This is a genomic window from Alcaligenes sp., assembly GCF_050255915.1.
Classification (GTDB): Bacteria; Pseudomonadota; Gammaproteobacteria; order Burkholderiales; family Burkholderiaceae_B; genus Alcaligenes; species Alcaligenes aquatilis.
In genome coordinates, this window is the sequence record NZ_JBFWIQ010000003.1 from 394,760 (window position 1) to 409,504 (window position 14,745).

Annotated in this window: 11 protein-coding genes; 4 read left to right on the forward strand and 7 right to left on the reverse strand. The window is 53.3% G+C overall.

Features of this window, described 5'->3' with window-relative positions; genetic code table 11:
* Window positions 1–9: 9 nt before the first annotated feature.
* Window positions 10–1,803, reverse strand: a complete 1,794-nt coding sequence (locus AB7E06_RS05855; RefSeq protein ID WP_372406294.1) for a reverse transcriptase domain-containing protein — start codon at window positions 1,801–1,803, stop codon at window positions 10–12.
* Between the two features lie 1,065 nt (window positions 1,804–2,868).
* On the opposite strand from AB7E06_RS05855, the gene pap reads away from it, so the two are divergent.
* Window positions 2,869–4,398 carry a polyphosphate:AMP phosphotransferase gene (gene pap / locus AB7E06_RS05860; protein ID WP_094196717.1) on the forward strand — a complete coding sequence of 510 codons (1,530 nt, stop codon included), beginning with the start codon at window positions 2,869–2,871 and terminating at the stop codon, window positions 4,396–4,398.
* Between the two features lie 117 nt (window positions 4,399–4,515).
* Here pap and AB7E06_RS05865 read toward each other — a convergent pair whose 3' ends face one another.
* The 3 genes from AB7E06_RS05865 to AB7E06_RS05875 form a co-directional block, all read right to left on the reverse strand.
* Window positions 4,516–4,974, reverse strand: a complete 459-nt coding sequence (locus AB7E06_RS05865) for a hypothetical protein (protein ID WP_094196716.1) — start codon at window positions 4,972–4,974, stop codon at window positions 4,516–4,518.
* Between the two features lie 18 nt (window positions 4,975–4,992).
* Window positions 4,993–6,195: a formate-dependent phosphoribosylglycinamide formyltransferase gene (purT, locus tag AB7E06_RS05870; protein ID WP_230018146.1), complete on the reverse strand. Its 1,203-nt coding sequence runs from the start codon at window positions 6,193–6,195 to the stop codon at window positions 4,993–4,995.
* Window positions 6,196–6,364: 169 nt separating this feature from the next.
* A complete protein-coding gene (locus AB7E06_RS05875) occupies window positions 6,365–7,957 on the reverse strand; it encodes a multicopper oxidase family protein (RefSeq protein WP_427955658.1) in 1,593 nt (530 codons plus the stop codon).
* Between the two features lie 271 nt (window positions 7,958–8,228).
* Between AB7E06_RS05875 and AB7E06_RS05880 the strand changes: the two genes are divergently transcribed.
* The gene (locus AB7E06_RS05880; RefSeq protein ID WP_321352638.1) at window positions 8,229–8,360 is read left to right on the forward strand and encodes a hypothetical protein; all 132 of its coding nucleotides are present in this window, start codon (window positions 8,229–8,231) and stop codon (window positions 8,358–8,360) included.
* Window positions 8,361–8,693: 333 nt separating this feature from the next.
* On the opposite strand, the gene AB7E06_RS05885 is transcribed toward AB7E06_RS05880, so the two are convergent.
* Window positions 8,694–9,761, reverse strand: a complete 1,068-nt coding sequence (locus tag AB7E06_RS05885; protein ID WP_264672844.1) for a DNA-binding protein — start codon at window positions 9,759–9,761, stop codon at window positions 8,694–8,696.
* A 188-nt stretch (window positions 9,762–9,949) separates the two neighbouring features.
* Between AB7E06_RS05885 and AB7E06_RS05890 the strand changes: the two genes are divergently transcribed.
* Window positions 9,950–11,149, forward strand: coding sequence for a tyrosine-type recombinase/integrase (locus tag AB7E06_RS05890; RefSeq protein WP_427955662.1), 1,200 nt, complete (start codon window positions 9,950–9,952; stop codon window positions 11,147–11,149).
* A gap of 294 nt (window positions 11,150–11,443) precedes the next feature.
* The gene (locus AB7E06_RS05895) at window positions 11,444–11,884 is read left to right on the forward strand and encodes a YtoQ family protein (protein WP_094196712.1); all 441 of its coding nucleotides are present in this window, start codon (window positions 11,444–11,446) and stop codon (window positions 11,882–11,884) included.
* 168 nt (window positions 11,885–12,052) lie between these two features.
* Here the strand turns inward: AB7E06_RS05895 and AB7E06_RS05900 are convergent, their stop codons facing one another.
* The gene (locus AB7E06_RS05900; RefSeq protein WP_346548568.1) at window positions 12,053–14,515 is read right to left on the reverse strand and encodes a heavy metal translocating P-type ATPase; all 2,463 of its coding nucleotides are present in this window, start codon (window positions 14,513–14,515) and stop codon (window positions 12,053–12,055) included.
* A gap of 134 nt (window positions 14,516–14,649) precedes the next feature.
* On the reverse strand, window positions 14,650–14,745 hold a 96-nt coding region (locus AB7E06_RS05905), incomplete at its 5' end, for an IS3 family transposase (RefSeq protein ID WP_427955672.1).

Genomic DNA, 14,745 nt, shown 5'->3' on the forward strand with positions numbered 1-14,745 from the left:
TCTACGCACTCACGGGTTAGAGGTAGTAGTCGCCGTCGTAGTTCGCAAGTATGCCTCGTAAGCATTAATCCATGCATCCAGTTCGGTCACGCATAGACACTCATTATTTCCATCTTCTTGCTTGGCCCCTTTTTGAGCAACGCCTGCTACTCGAAACAGTTGGTCAACATATGGCCCACCAGAATTACCACGACGGATCAATATGTTGATATCAATCCGTTGCAGGGCTGAGCGTGGGAATCGTGCAGATACTATAGCTGGGTCGATGCTAGCAGCTCTGCCGGGGCCCCAGTTAGGAAAACCAATTAGATGGCCCGCCGAGTGTTGGTGGACGGCAGAGTCCCTCCCTGCGAAGTAACGGTGCTCGGCGGGTGACTCCGCTTCAAAATCAAGAATTGCTAGGTCTCTCGGTGCATCACGATGCACGATTCGCACTTTCCATTCTTTCCACGTTACCGGGTCCCGCACGGTTAATGCAACATCTTGAAGGTGTTCGGACTGGATATCCACATCATGGCTAAATCCGTCGATCACTGCAGTCCCTACGAGAACATGATCGCAAGTAATAAGGCGATTTCTTCGCTTATAAGCGAATGCGGTACCTTGACTTAAAATCAGATCAGTCTCTTGGCTTCCAGGATGGTAATAGGTGCCACTCCACTCAACCACAAAGATGGCTCGCTCAACGTCTTGTAAGTTTCTTACGACTTGTTCGATGGGGAGCGTAGCAGCAGTAAATGGGGTGTCCTGTAAACGTTCTTTTACTAAGAGTCGGTTGTATTTTTCCGCGAGTCGAGTATAGATAGCGTCGTCGCTGCCGCGAACCATTCGTACGAAAAGCAGCTTTCCCCAAAGAACATTCTTTAGTTCAGGAGGGAGCTCTGTGCGGGTTTGGCGTTTCCATGCGCGTTTTGCATCGTCAAAGGATTCGCTGCTGATAATGCGTGACTCCCAGAACTGTTGGGCGGCAGCGTACCCGAATTTTTCCCACGCATGTAGCGCCCCTCTGATGCGATCGATGAAGTCGCGTTTCAGGTTTGGAAATTCATTGACGACGATACCAGTAACTTCCATACGTTTACGCCGAGTAGACATTCGCGTTTTTGTAGGGTTAATGCGGAAGTTGTGACGTCCAATGATTGCTGTAAGCTCATTTCCTAGCCCTACCTCTCCACTCTCGAACGTGCAGATATTCGAGGGTAACGTGGCCGAAGTAGCACGCGAAAAGCTAAAGGTAATGTCATCGGCATACCGGGTATATATGGCTCGATGTCGTTTTGCTAAAGCCATGAGATCGCGATCAAGTGATCGACATACCTGATTAGATAGAAAGGGGGAGGTTGGTGCCCCCTGAGGCAGCTCGTTGCCAACTACACACATCTGTGCCAGAACTGTAGCAACTTCATGGGAAAAATTAAAAGGTGCATTTTTCAGTACACCCCTCACACGATAAAATGAGATGGATGGGAAGAAATTCTCAAGGTCTATGTTCAAAATAAACGTCGGAGGACGTGCCAGGTGTGTTTGTGCATTCGTGACGATACTACGTTTTTTTATGAATGCATGAGCGCAAGGCTTAGGTTTTCCAGACAGTTCATAAAGATATGCGAGTAGCTTTAACTGTAAATTCTTTAATCTGCGCCGTGGTTCGCGTATGACACGCAATCCGCCACTGCGTTTCTTAATATGGAAAATCTTATAATTCGGATTGGGATATAGAAGGCCTTGGATATCCTCATATCGCTCATTAAATATGGCCATGGACATGAAGTGAACATCCGTACGTATAAATGCATCAAGCATCTCTATATCTTCAAATATCTGGCTTAAAAGGAGTATTAACTTCTTGGTGGGCCGCCTCGGGACCTTTCTCCTGTACCCGTTGCAATTGTCAAGTCGAACAGCTCAACGGCGATACTGGCGGGGTTACCATGCTGCAAACGTCTACGTTAACGCGGACGAAATTAAGTATTGCCCGAGGCGGCAGCTGATAGTACCTGCAATCAAGCAGGGCTGCAAGTAAGACAATAAATTTTTTGATTTATTAATAAGTTTAGACTCAGAGGTTTTTATCTTTAATAACTTGTGATCGGTTCGTATTGAGGGTTACTAAATTTTTAGAAAGCGGCAGATACTTTTTGTGCATTGGTATTAGATGGTTTGTTAATTACCCTCTAATCACTATAAAAAAATAGTCAATTATGCCGATCTTGATAAATAGCAGATCGATTCATAAAGCTTATCTGCTTTTTTGATTAAAAGCATCTGTAGCTGGAGCTGGAGCAGATGCTACTCAGTCAAGCAGAGGCAACGCTGGTCGTGTTGCTGGCTTGTTTGCCTGAACTGTGGCCAAAGGTCTCACTAAGAGTCTTGCTGTGCAGCGGTAAGGTTATGTAGCGGTAGGGTCTGACTTATCCATAGCGTTGCATGTGCCTAAATTGTTAAGTTGTACGGGTCCGAAACGCTGTTAAGAAAATCAGTCGAGACGTGTCGGCCATGCTGAAGTTAGGTCGTTGAGTGAAGGGGATGTTTGACACAGGATAAAGTGCTGTGCTACCGTCCGATCAGTCGTGCAATTCAACGTTTCGACGGGGTTTCGGTTTAGATTACTGTGAGGTGCCTAACTTCACATAATGCAAAAGACTGCTGAACAGGCTCGTTTTCCTCCCTAGAGGACGGCTGGGAAACATCGCATAATGTATATTATGTAAAGTCACTAAATAACAGGGCTTTGTATCTACCTCTAAAGAATCGCTACTACGCTCGTCCTGGCTACTGTTTTTCTGCAGATTATTTTCCTCCCCAAGGTAGTTAAGTCTCCCCTTGCATGGTTATAGTGACGAGCTATGTGAAACGGAGCGAAGCACGATGGGCCATGTACTACAGTTTGCCGAACGCGATCCCAGCTTGAGTGATGACGTAGCCAAGACGCAGATTGACGCGCTGCGCGAAGCGCTGCTGCTAAAGCAGTACGAGCGTCTGCAAAAAGCAGATCAAACCTTGCTGATCGTGGTAGCCGGGATGGATGGTGTGGGGAAAGGCTCTGCGATCAATACCTTGAACAGTTGGTTGGATCCTCGCTACGTGCACACCTTGGCTTTTGGTGCGCTCAATGAAGAGGAAGCCATGCGGCCTTTAATGTGGCGTTATTGGAATCGGCTGCCGGTTCGTGGTCAGACGGGTTTGGTGTTTGGTTCCTGGTATGCCCCTTTGATGACAGAGCTGGGCCGCAAAAAACCGGACCCGACCAAGATCGCCCTATACACCCATTTGATCAATCGTTTTGAAGCGCAACTGGCCTATCAAGGCGTGCAGGTGTTGAAACTATGGTTCCACCTCTCCGCTCAAGCTCAGTTGACCCGCTGTACGACCTTGATGGCTGACCCAAATACAGCTTGGCGTGTTAGCAAGGCAGACTTGAAGGTTCACAAGAAATTCAAGCAATTGCGCAATGCGGCCACACAAACCATTAATCTGACCCACAGAAATTACGCTCCCTGGGTGGTGATCCCCAGCGCAGATCAGAACTTGCGTGATGTGTCCTTGGCAAAAGTCGTGTTGCAGGCTTTGGATAAACCCATTGTCCCGCGACAAGTTAAAGAGCCGTATGCGTTCCCGTTTCGTTTGAATGTGCCGACTGCCAGCTTGCAGTCCCCTCCTCCCGTGGAGCCTGTGTTGGATTACGATGCCGAGCTTTTGCATTGGCAAGGCCGTTTGTCCTGCGCGGTACGTAGCAAAGCATTCCGCAAACATTCTTTGGTACTGGTCTTTGAAGGACGCGATGCGGCCGGTAAAGGCGGCACTATTCGCCGTTTGACTGAAGCCCTGGATGTGCGGATGTACGATATCTTCCCTATTTCCGCTCCTAACGCGGTGGAACGGGCACGTCCGTATCTATGGCGTTTCTGGCGCAAGTTGCCGCGTCTGGGAGAAATCTCCATTTTTGATCGCTCCTGGTATGGTCGTGTGCTGGTGGAACGAGTGGAGAAGCTGATCTCCCGCGCTGCCTGGCATCGTTCCTACGAGGAAATCAATGAGTTTGAGGCGCAATTGTTGGCCAACGGCACGGCGGTGATCAAGTTCTGGCTGGATATTGATAAGGATGAGCAGCTAAAGCGCTTCAAGGCCCGCGAGGAAACGCCCTTTAAGGCTTACAAGATTACGGAAGAGGATTGGCGTAATCGTGAGAAATGGACGGCGTATCAACGTGCGGCTCAGGAGATGTTTGCCCAGACTGATACTCACATGGCGCCTTGGCATATTGTGCCTAGCAAGGACAAAAAAGCGGCGCGTATTCAGGTGCTGCGTACCGTTGTGGAAACGCTGGAGTCTTTGGATGAGCACATGATCAGCCTCAATGAGCCGGCCTTGTCGGATCAAGTTAGTGAGCAAGTCTAAGGACGGCAGCCCGCTATTGATGTATTCGCTTGGCTATCCTGCCAAAATAACCAAACAAAAAACAAACAAAAAAGCACCTGCGGGTGCTTTTTATGTGCTGCAGGACTGATGCTAGCCCTATAAATCCTGTTTTGCAGCCAGGTTCAGGATCTTGTGCCAGCGTTTGGCCTCAGCAAAGTGGCTGGTTTGAATCTCCCACCGTTGGGTGGGATTACGCAATATAAGTGTCAGCCCCCTGCCCTGTGGCTCTACTGCTTCAATATCCGCAAAAATAAAGGCACGTGCCCCCTGCCCGGTTTGAATCTGACCACGCTTTTGCAAGGCATCCAGACGTATCGAGCCATCGGGTAAAGCCAGTTCTACAATGCGCTGGCCTTGTTGTTTTTTACCGTGGATGGCCAGATAACGGCGTCGCCATACCATAAAGGGAGCCACCAGAATGGCCGCCGCTATCAACAGGCTCAAGATAGCGGCGATGGCACCAGCACTGGCGCTGACCAGGTTAAAGAGCTGCATTCCACCATAGACCAGCGCCGCAATAATCCCTATGAACAGCAGGAAGATGATGATGGGCATGGTGGAAAACGCCTTGTTTTAGCGGGCTTGGACTTTGACGGTGGCAGCGGCTTGGCGAGCGTTGGCGCGGGCCGTTTCCAGGTCAGTGTCTGCTGCCAGGGCAACACCCATGCGGCGTTTTTCAAAGCTCTCGGGTTTGCCGAAAAGACGGATATCGGTTTGCGGGATGCGCAGGGCTTGGGCCACATTCAGGAAGTCCACGTCTTTCGCATCTACGCCACCGTAAATCACGGCGCTGGCGCCGGGCATGCGCAAGGCCGTATTGACTGGCAGGCCCAGAATCGCGCGTGCATGCAGCTCAAATTCGGACTGCCATTGAGTAGCCATGGTGACCATGCCCGTGTCGTGTGGGCGGGGGCTGACTTCGCTGAACCATACCTCATCGCCCTTCACAAACAGCTCTACGCCAAACAAGCCTTGGCCACCCAGGTTCTGGGTGACCGCCTGGGCGATATCGCGTGCGCTTTGCAGGGCTTTGGGGCTCATGGGCTGAGGCTGCCAGCTCTCTACGTAGTCGCCATCTACTTGCTTGTGGCCAATGGGGTCGCAGAACTGGGTTTCGATCTGGCCGTCTGCACCGACGGCACGGACGGTCAGCAAAGTGATTTCGTAGTCGAAATCAATAAAGCCTTCCACAATGACGCGGCATTGGCTAACGCGGCCACCGGCCATGGCGTAGTCCCAGGCTTTGGCGACGTCATCAGGCCCGCTGATCTTGCTTTGACCTTTGCCCGAGCTGCTCATCAAGGGTTTGACCACGCAGGGGTAGCCGATCTTATCGTCGATAGCGGCTTGCAGTTCTGCCAGCGATTCGCAAAATTGGTAGGGGCTGGTGGGAACGCCCAGTGTTTCAGCAGCCAGACGGCGAATGCCTTCGCGGTCCATGGTCAGCCGAGCAGCACGGGCGGTTGGTATGACGCGCACCTTGCCTTGGGCTTCCAGCTCTTCCAGCACGCCGGTAGCAATAGCTTCAATCTCGGGCACAACCAGGGTGGGCTTTTCTTGTTCGATCAGGGCGCGCAGTTGCTCGGCGTCACTCATGGTAATAGTGCGCGAATGATGGGCAACTTGCTGGCCAGGTGCGTTGTCGTAGCGGTCTACCGCGATGGTTTCTACCCCTAGGCGTTGCAGCGCAATCAGCACTTCTTTGCCCAGCTCTCCCGAGCCCAAGAGCATGATTTTGTCCGACGACGACGATAAGGGGGTGCCCAACAGGCTCATGGCGCGTGCTCCGCTGAAAATGAGAAATTCAAAAGCGGTATTGTAATGCAGGCGACGCCGGGTTTTTTTCAAGCAGGACGGCTTTGTCCGCCCCGCTGGCACACAGCCTTGCGGAGCGGACGTTTTCAAGACTTCAGCTTGAAAGCCGGACGAACCTTAATCCGCCTCCTTATTCCACCATTAGCTGCGCCATCATGCCCAGGTCCTCATGCTCCAGAATGTGGCAATGAAACATGCGCAGGCCTGGCAATTTCTGTCGGAATGCCAGTCGGACGGTCTCGTTGGGGCGCAGATTGACAGTATCTCGCCAGGCACGGAATGGCTCCGGGAAGGACCTGTTGCCGGTTTGACGTGCCAGCACCTGAAACTGCGTTCCGTGCAGATGGAAAGGATGATCCATATGGGAGTCGTTGATGACATCCCAGTATTGCCACTCCCCGGTCGGGCAACGCAGGTCGATACGGTTCATGTCGTAGACCTGATTGTTGATGCGGAACATGGAGCGCATGGCTGCCATGCCGGGCATCATGGTTTCCTGGTCCATGCCCCCCATGCCCTGATGGTTCATTCCGGGCGAGGCCGCCATGCCAGAGCCGTGCCCGGATGGCATGTCGTGGTTCATGGGCATGACTTCGCTGAACACCACTTTTGCGGTACTGGCGGCAGCAGGAATCGCCGGAATTGTCCGTAGCTGCTCGGGCAGGTCGATTTCCTGATGGCGGATTGTCAGCCCTGCCAGCGTCAAGGTCTCGGGCTTTTCCTTGATCATCATTTTTTGTCTATCGTAATACAGGGCTTGCAAGCTGCTTTCCAGGTCTTTTTCCGCTTGGATAAAGAACTCCACCCGTTCAGCCGGTGCCAGCAAAATAGACTCTGCGGCGGCCAAAGGCTGTTCCAGCAACCCGCCATCTGTACCAACTTGAATCAGCTGGGCGCCAGGGATGTGCAGCCTTAAATAACGGGCAGAGCAGGAGTTCCAGACGCGAATACGTTCTGCTGTGCTGGTCTGGATGCGCGGCTGGCGTTGAGCATTCAACAGCACGAACTGCCCTTCCCTGCCATTCATCCAATCCGGGCCGGTGTTGGCCGGTATATGGCCATTGATGTCCAACCGCAAATCGCTGATCGCCCAATGTTGTTCCGCATAGTCCTTCAATGGGTCTTTGGAAGAGCGAACAATAATTGTCCCGCCCAGTCCATGCGCGACTTGCTCACCACTTTTTCCATGCGGATGCGGGTGATACCAGTAGGTGCCGGCGCAACCTTGGGGCAAAGTAAAGCGGTAGTAGCGGCTTTGTCCTGGTAAGACCGCGTCCTGTGGGTTTCCGTCCTGATCCGAGGGCACGGGCAAGCCGTGCCAGTGAATCGTAGTGGCTTGATCCAGCTGGTTTTCAAACTCGATTTCGACTTGATCGCCTTCGTACAGCTCGATGAGTGGGCCGGGAGCCTGGCCGTTGTATAGCCAAAGCTCGGTGGTTTTGCCATCGGCGAGCCCACGTTGGTGGGCGGCCGCAGTAATTTTCGCCTGAAACAGCCCTTTTTTCTGACTACTGTTTTTCAGCACTGGTAGAGCTTGCAGTGCCTGACCTGCCGGCATCTTTTCGACGGGCATCAAGCCTTGCCGAGCCATCATGCCGTGACCGGGCATATCTGCGGGCATGGATCCGTGGTGCTCCATCATGCCCTGTGCCCAGCTTCGTATCGGCAGGCTGCTAAAGAGGCTGGCACCTAAGGTCAGTTTGAAAAAATCGCGTCGTTTCATGGGTTTATCCCTATTAATCATCAATACACATGCGCTGCCCACGCCTAGTGAGCACAGGCTTTTTAGGCTTGGGGCGGTAATTAGAACGAGATGATCAGGACGAGCGCGGAGGTGGCTGGGCGGGGCCAATGAACCGGGAGAGGTAGTCTTGATGCAAAGGAACGGGAGGGAAAGCGGGCTGCAAGACAATCGCTTCAGGCGGTGGAATCAGTGCCGCAAGACACGCGCAGCAGCCACTTTTTTGCGGGGTGCTGCAATGGTTGGGAGCGCTATGGTGAGATTGTCCCGGCGAGGCGTGGTGCCCTTGAACGGTGCTGTGAGCCGCGCTCTGAGTCGTGGCGTGCGCGGCAAAGCTGGTACCCAGGCCGATGCTGGCAAACAAAACAATAAGGCTGACTACTAAAAGCCAGCCTATGGTTTTGCGAGATGAAATGAGTGCGCGCAGCATGGGTAAAAGCTTAGCACGAGGCTGCTATTGGTCGTTTGCGCTAAAACAGACCGTTACACGCAGTGGTCCATTCATGATGGCATTCGAAGCAGGAGGACGAAGGGCTTCAAAGCACGAGGGAGGCGATGAATTGTCCTTGCCTTCGGTTCGGCTGCTCGTTCATTCAAGGCTGGGCTTTGCCTGATTTTTGATTGAAATCCCGCTAAATCGGCCGACACCTTTTTCGGTGATTGAAAGCGCGCCACGCCTATCCTAGTGCATGCTGGCATAGGCTGCTGAATGGGCTCTTCATTGTTCAGGATTGCTCTTGATCAAGCGCCGCTTTAAGCGTACGGGCCGCACTGGCTGGGCCTGAGCTTGCTCCAGTTGCTGGCTGAGCAGTTGGGCTTTCTTGCGCGCTTCTTCATTTTCTCGCTCCAGCAAGGCTGTACGTGTGCGTAGCATTTGTAGTTGTCCCTGCATCTCTTTGGCCAAGCTATGGCTGATATCCAGAGCTGCTTGCATGGCACGACGCTCGCCCTGCTCTTGCCCCAGTTCTTGGCGCAGCTTCTGCATTTGATCCTGCTGCTGGTTCAGCTCTTGTTCGTGAGCCTGACGCTGGGTTTTGTTCGCGTGCTCGGCCTCTTCTATTTGTTGACGCAGTCGCGTTTGAATGGAGCGCTCCTTGTCGATTTCCAACAAGGCACGGCGCTCGTTGGCCTGGGCGCGCTCCTCGGTCAGCTCAATGGCTTTTTGCAGCCGCTCCAAATCCTGGGTGAACTGTTCGCTTTGGCGGCGCAGCTCTTGCTGAACCAACTGCTTTTCGGTTTCCAGCTCGTTTTGGCGTTGTTTGGCGTGCAGCAAGTCTTGTTTCAGAGCCGCTTGCTCCTGACCGGCTGTCTGTAGTGCTTCTTTCAAGCGTTCTATGTTGGCTTGAGCCGTTTTCAAGGCGCCCTGCTCTACTTCCAGTGCCTGTTGTGCTTCCTGGGTTAGGGCTTGAGCCTGTGCGACGCGTTCATCAGCCTGGGTTTGGTAATGCTGCAGGTGCTGTTTTGAGTGACCCATGGCTTCTTGCCAGATACGGCCCAGCAGGTCTCCCGTCAGGCTTTGCAGTTCTTCTGGCATATCAGCCATATCCAGCCGAACCCGGCTTTTGTCCCGCAAATCTTCCCAGAACGTCTGGAGAGCCTGGGCTGGGGCACTCATGCTGCCTTTACGCACCAATTGGTACAGCTTGTTGGCCGTAGGCGTGACGCCATAGCGAAAAAACAGGAGCGCAGCCACTTCTTTGTACAAAGTCTGCGTATGGCTGAAGCGATCGCGTAATTGGGCCACATCAGCCAAGATTTGGCCCTCATTGGGCTGGTTTTGCTCCATTTTTCACCTTTGTTGATAATTTAATTAATAATACAACGTAATATATAAAATTATCAACAAATTGAATTCTATAATTTGACATTATCTCTATAATGTCAAATATATGGCCTTAAGAAGGCCGGATTGCACAGGGACGGGTTTGAAAACCCTTCCCTGCTCTCTTAACGCCTCTGTTTTTCTGCTGATCCATGGAAATAGCCAACACGTCACCCTCAACAGAACTGGGATCGGACGATATTGCTCAATTACTGGCCCGTTTTGATGGGCGGCAAGGCGCAAACCGTTCTATCGGTGGGCGGGCGCAGATTGAGGCGCAAACAGATATAGAGGCGTTGCGAGCCTGGTTGGCACGCTATATAGATAGCCCGCGTACCTACGCGAACTATCGCAAGGAGGCGGAGCGGCTTTTGTTGTGGGCCGTCTTGGAGCGTCGCAAGGATCTGTCCTCGCTTAGTCTGGAAGACATCCTGGCCTATCGTTTGTTTTTGGCAGACCCTCAACCAGCTCATCGTTGGGTGGTTCAAGGACGCGCCCGCCCTGCCCGTCACCATGCGGCGTGGCGGCCCTTTGCCGGGCCCTTGTCTGAAAGCAGCCGGAATCAGGCTGTACTGATCCTGAACTCTTTATTTAGCTGGCTGGTGCAGGCGGGGTATTTGGCGGGCAATCCTTTGGCCTTGTCGCATCAAGGTCGTCGACAAAAGAAAACCACTGCCTCCCAGCAGCGATATTTGAGCCGGCTGCAATGGCGTTGGGTGCAGGATTACATCCAGGCTTTGCCCGAAGATACGCAGAGCGAGTTGCGCTACAAGGCGCGTGTACGCTGGCTTTTCTCTATCCTTTATGGTGGTGCCTTGCGTATTTCCGAACTGGTTCAGGCACGTATGGCCGATGTTCAAGAACGTGCCGATGCGGGAGCGACAGCCCAGTGGTGGCTGCATATCCACGGCAAAGGCGATAAATGGCGTCGTGTGCCTTTGACGCAGGAGCTGTTTAGTGAATTGATGCGCTATCGGCAAGCGCATGCTCTGCAGGGTGCCCCGCAGGCCTTGGAACCCTATCCTTTATTAATGTCGGCTGGCGCCAGTGACAAGCATCTGACGCGGGCCATGGCGCATGTACTGGTCAAAAAGGTTTTTCAAGGCAGTGCTGACCGTTTGCGGAATTTGCATCCAGACCAGGAATCTCAGGCCCGCATTCTGGAGCAGGCTTCGGCACACTGGCTGCGCCATTCAGCAGGCTCTCATCTGGCTGATCAAGGCGTGGATTTACGCATCATCCGTGACACCCTGGGCCATGAGTCCATTGCCACGACCAATATCTATCTGCATACCGATGATGATCAACGTCACCGGGCGCTGGAGCAATCTCATAGTTTGGGTTGGAAATAAGGTGTAAGTATCTGCCCGATTCATTGCAGGAAAACTGAACTAGCTAGACGCCTTGGATCGCTCAGTAAAACAGCAATCCCAAGGCGTGGTATCTGCGAGTTCAAGCCGATTGCACCCATGTAATACGGTATCCAGAGGTACGAGCCGCCTGTTTGACACCTTGAATGTGTTTGCAAATAAGGGCTATCGCGTTTGTCTGCTGTTAGGCAGCGCTCAATATGCTACTGTTGGACGGGTTTGAATGCGCCGGGCGCCTGTTGAAGAGGCGTCCGGCTTTTCTTTATGGAGTGCGTAATGACTTACACCGTTTATCTGTCCGGCGAAATTCACACGGATTGGCGCGAGCAGATTGCCCAAGGCGCAAAGGCCGTTGGACTGGATATCACCTTTACCAGCCCGGTCACCGATCATGATGCCAGCGATGCCGCAGGCGATCACCTAGGGCCGGCTAGCGAAGGTTTTTGGCGTGATCACAAGTCTTCCAAAATCAATGCCATCCGTACCAGAACCCTGATTGAGCAGGCGGATCTGGTCGTGGTGCGTTTTGGGGACAAGTACAAGCAGTGGAATGCTGCTTTTGATGCTGGCTTCTGTGCCGCCTTGGGCAAACCTTACGTGACCTTGCATGCCGAGGACATCATCCACCCATTGAAAGAAGTGGATGCCAGTGCGCAGGCCTGGGCGACCACACCCGAGCAGATCGTCGAGATTTTGCGCTATACGCTGAAAGCCTGATTATCAGTACAGGTCGGAGCGTGAGTGTGGCGATATTGTTTTGCCCGATAAACATGCCGCCCATCCGTGGCGGCATTTTTCTGCTCTGAGAGAGAAGAGAGAAGAAAAAACCCGTTGTTAAAACAACGGGTTTTAAAGACCTGCGGTACTACGTGTTTTGAGAAGATCTTAATCCAGCTTCACACGACGCAAACGCAAGGCATTGCTAACGACAAAGACGCTGGACAAGGCCATGGCGCCTGCGGCAAACATGGGCGAGAGCAAGGTGCCGTTAAAGGGATACAGCACACCGGCGGCAACGGGAATCAGCGCCACGTTGTAGGCAAAGGCCCAGAACAGGTTTTGACGGATATTGCGCATGGTGGCGTGGGACAAGGCAATCGCGGTGACTACGCCTTGCATGTCCCCCGACATCAAAACCACATCAGCCGCTTCAATGGCAATATCCGTGCCGGTGCCAATGGCAATCCCCACGTCGGCCACGGCCAGTGCGGGTGCGTCGTTAATCCCGTCACCGACATAGGCCAGATGTTGATGGGTTTCGCGCAAGGCCTGGACAGCCTGGACTTTGCCTTCAGGCATGACTTCAGCCACCACTTCATCAATATTCAAGCGGCGGGCAATGGCATGGGCCGTGTGGCGGTTATCCCCGGTAATCATGACTACTTTGATGCCACGGGCATGCAACTGCTCAATGGCGCGCGGGGTGGTTTCCTTGATCGGATCAGCCACAGCCAGCAAGGCAATAACCTGCTTGTTGCGAGCGGCATACATGGGCGTCTTGCCTTCCTGGGCCAGCGTCTGGGCTTGCTCCGTAAAGGCAGACAGGTCTGCACCTAATTGAGTCATCAAGCGGTCTGCACCGACATGCCATTGATCGGCTCCGATTTGAGCCGTGACGCCCAAGCCGGTCAGGGATTCGAACTGCTCGGCTTTGGGTAGCGTGACATGCTTGTCCTTGGCGGCGCTGACGATGGCTTGAGCAATCGGGTGTTCGGAGTAATTCTCCAAAGCGGCAATGGCAGCCAAAGTCTGATCCTGGTTTTCACCCGAGGCGCACACAAAATCGGTCAGCTCGGGCGCGCCTTTGGTCAAGGTGCCGGTTTTATCCACGGCCACGACTTTCACATCGCGCAGTGCTTGCAGAGAGTCCCCTTTACGAAATAGCACACCTGCCTGTGCAGCACGACCTGTTCCCACCATGATGGAGGTTGGTGTGGCCAGACCCATGGCGCAAGGGCACGCAATAATCAGCACGGCCACGGCATTGACCAGCGCAAAGCTCAGTGCGGGCGATGGGCCAAAAATCAGCCACACAATGGCGGTCAAGACGGCCAGTGTCATGACGGCAGGCACAAACCACAGCGTGATTTTGTCGACCACGGCCTGAATCGGCAGCTTGGAGCCTTGGGCCTGCTCAACCATAGAGACAATATTGGCCAGTACGGTGTCCTGCCCTACGGCGGTAGCTTCAAATTCCAGCGAACCTTTTTGGTTTACCGTACCACCGATGACCTTATCGCCCAGGGATTTGGAGACGGCAATCGATTCGCCTGTCACCATGGATTCGTCCACATAGCTTTGACCGGCCACCACATCACCGTCAACCGGAATACGCTCGCCGGGGCGAACCAGGACGATATCGCCGGTATGCAGATCGGCTAAAGGCAGTTCGACTTCCTGTCCGTCACGACGTACACGGGCGGTAGGTGGTTGCAGGCTGAGCAAGCGCTGAATGGCTTCAGAAGTACGGCCTTTGGCGCGGGCCTCCATGACGCGCCCGAGCAAAATCAGGGCCACGATGACAGCGGCGGCTTCGAAGTAAACGTAAACGGATTCGGCAGGCAGCCACTGGGGAACAAAGGTTGCAACCAGCGAGAAGCTGTACGCTGCCAACGTCCCCACCGCCACCAGCGAGTTCATATCCGGGCCGCCACGCAGCAGAACAGGAATTCCTTTGGTATAGAACTCGCGACCAGGAAATAGCAAGACCAGCGTGGTGAGAACAAACTGGATCAACCAACTGTTTTGTGTGCCGATGGTGCTGGCCACCCAATGATGAAAGGCAGGCACCATATGGCCGCCCATTTCCAGAATGAAAACAGGTAAGGCCAGAACCAGAGCGAGCCAGAAACGCTTGCGCAGGGTTTCGTAGCTTTGCTCGGCTCGTTCGAACTGGTCGTTTGTGGCGGCAGCCTGAGCCAGGCTGGCGGGATAACCGGCTTTGCTTACGGCCTGAATCAGGTCGGCAGCTTTTACGCCTTGCACGACCTGGACGTGGGCTTTGGCGGTAGCCAGATTGACCGAGGCTTTTTGTACACCGGGCACTTTCAGCAGGGTTTTTTCCACCCGACCTACGCAAGAAGCGCAGGTCATGTCCTGCACATCCAAAACGATGTCTTGTTGGGAAACTTTGTAACCACCCTTTTCCACTGCCTGCATAATCGCTTGGATGGGTGCAGCCCCGTCGTAGTCCACGGTGGCTTTGTTGGTGGCCAGGTTGACCTGGGCCGATTGCACCCCTGGCACTTTGCCAATAATCTTCTCAACCCGACTCACGCAGGAGGCGCAAGTCATGCCTTCTACGTCTAAAGTCAGGCGTGAGCCCTTGTTTGAAGCGCTTGTTGTCATCGAAATCACCCTTCAATGAATCGTCAATGGAGCCACTTTAGGGCTTGACCCGATGGGAAGGTCAAGACGTGATAATAAAAGCCCCCACGCTGCGCCTACGGCTTGAACTGACCCCATAAAGTTGGACAGTTAAATTAGATGAGCAAGGCCTGATTTCGGTATTGCACCGGGCTCAGGCCTTTTAGCTTTGTTCTGATGCGTTCGTGATTGTAATAGTGGATATATTGACG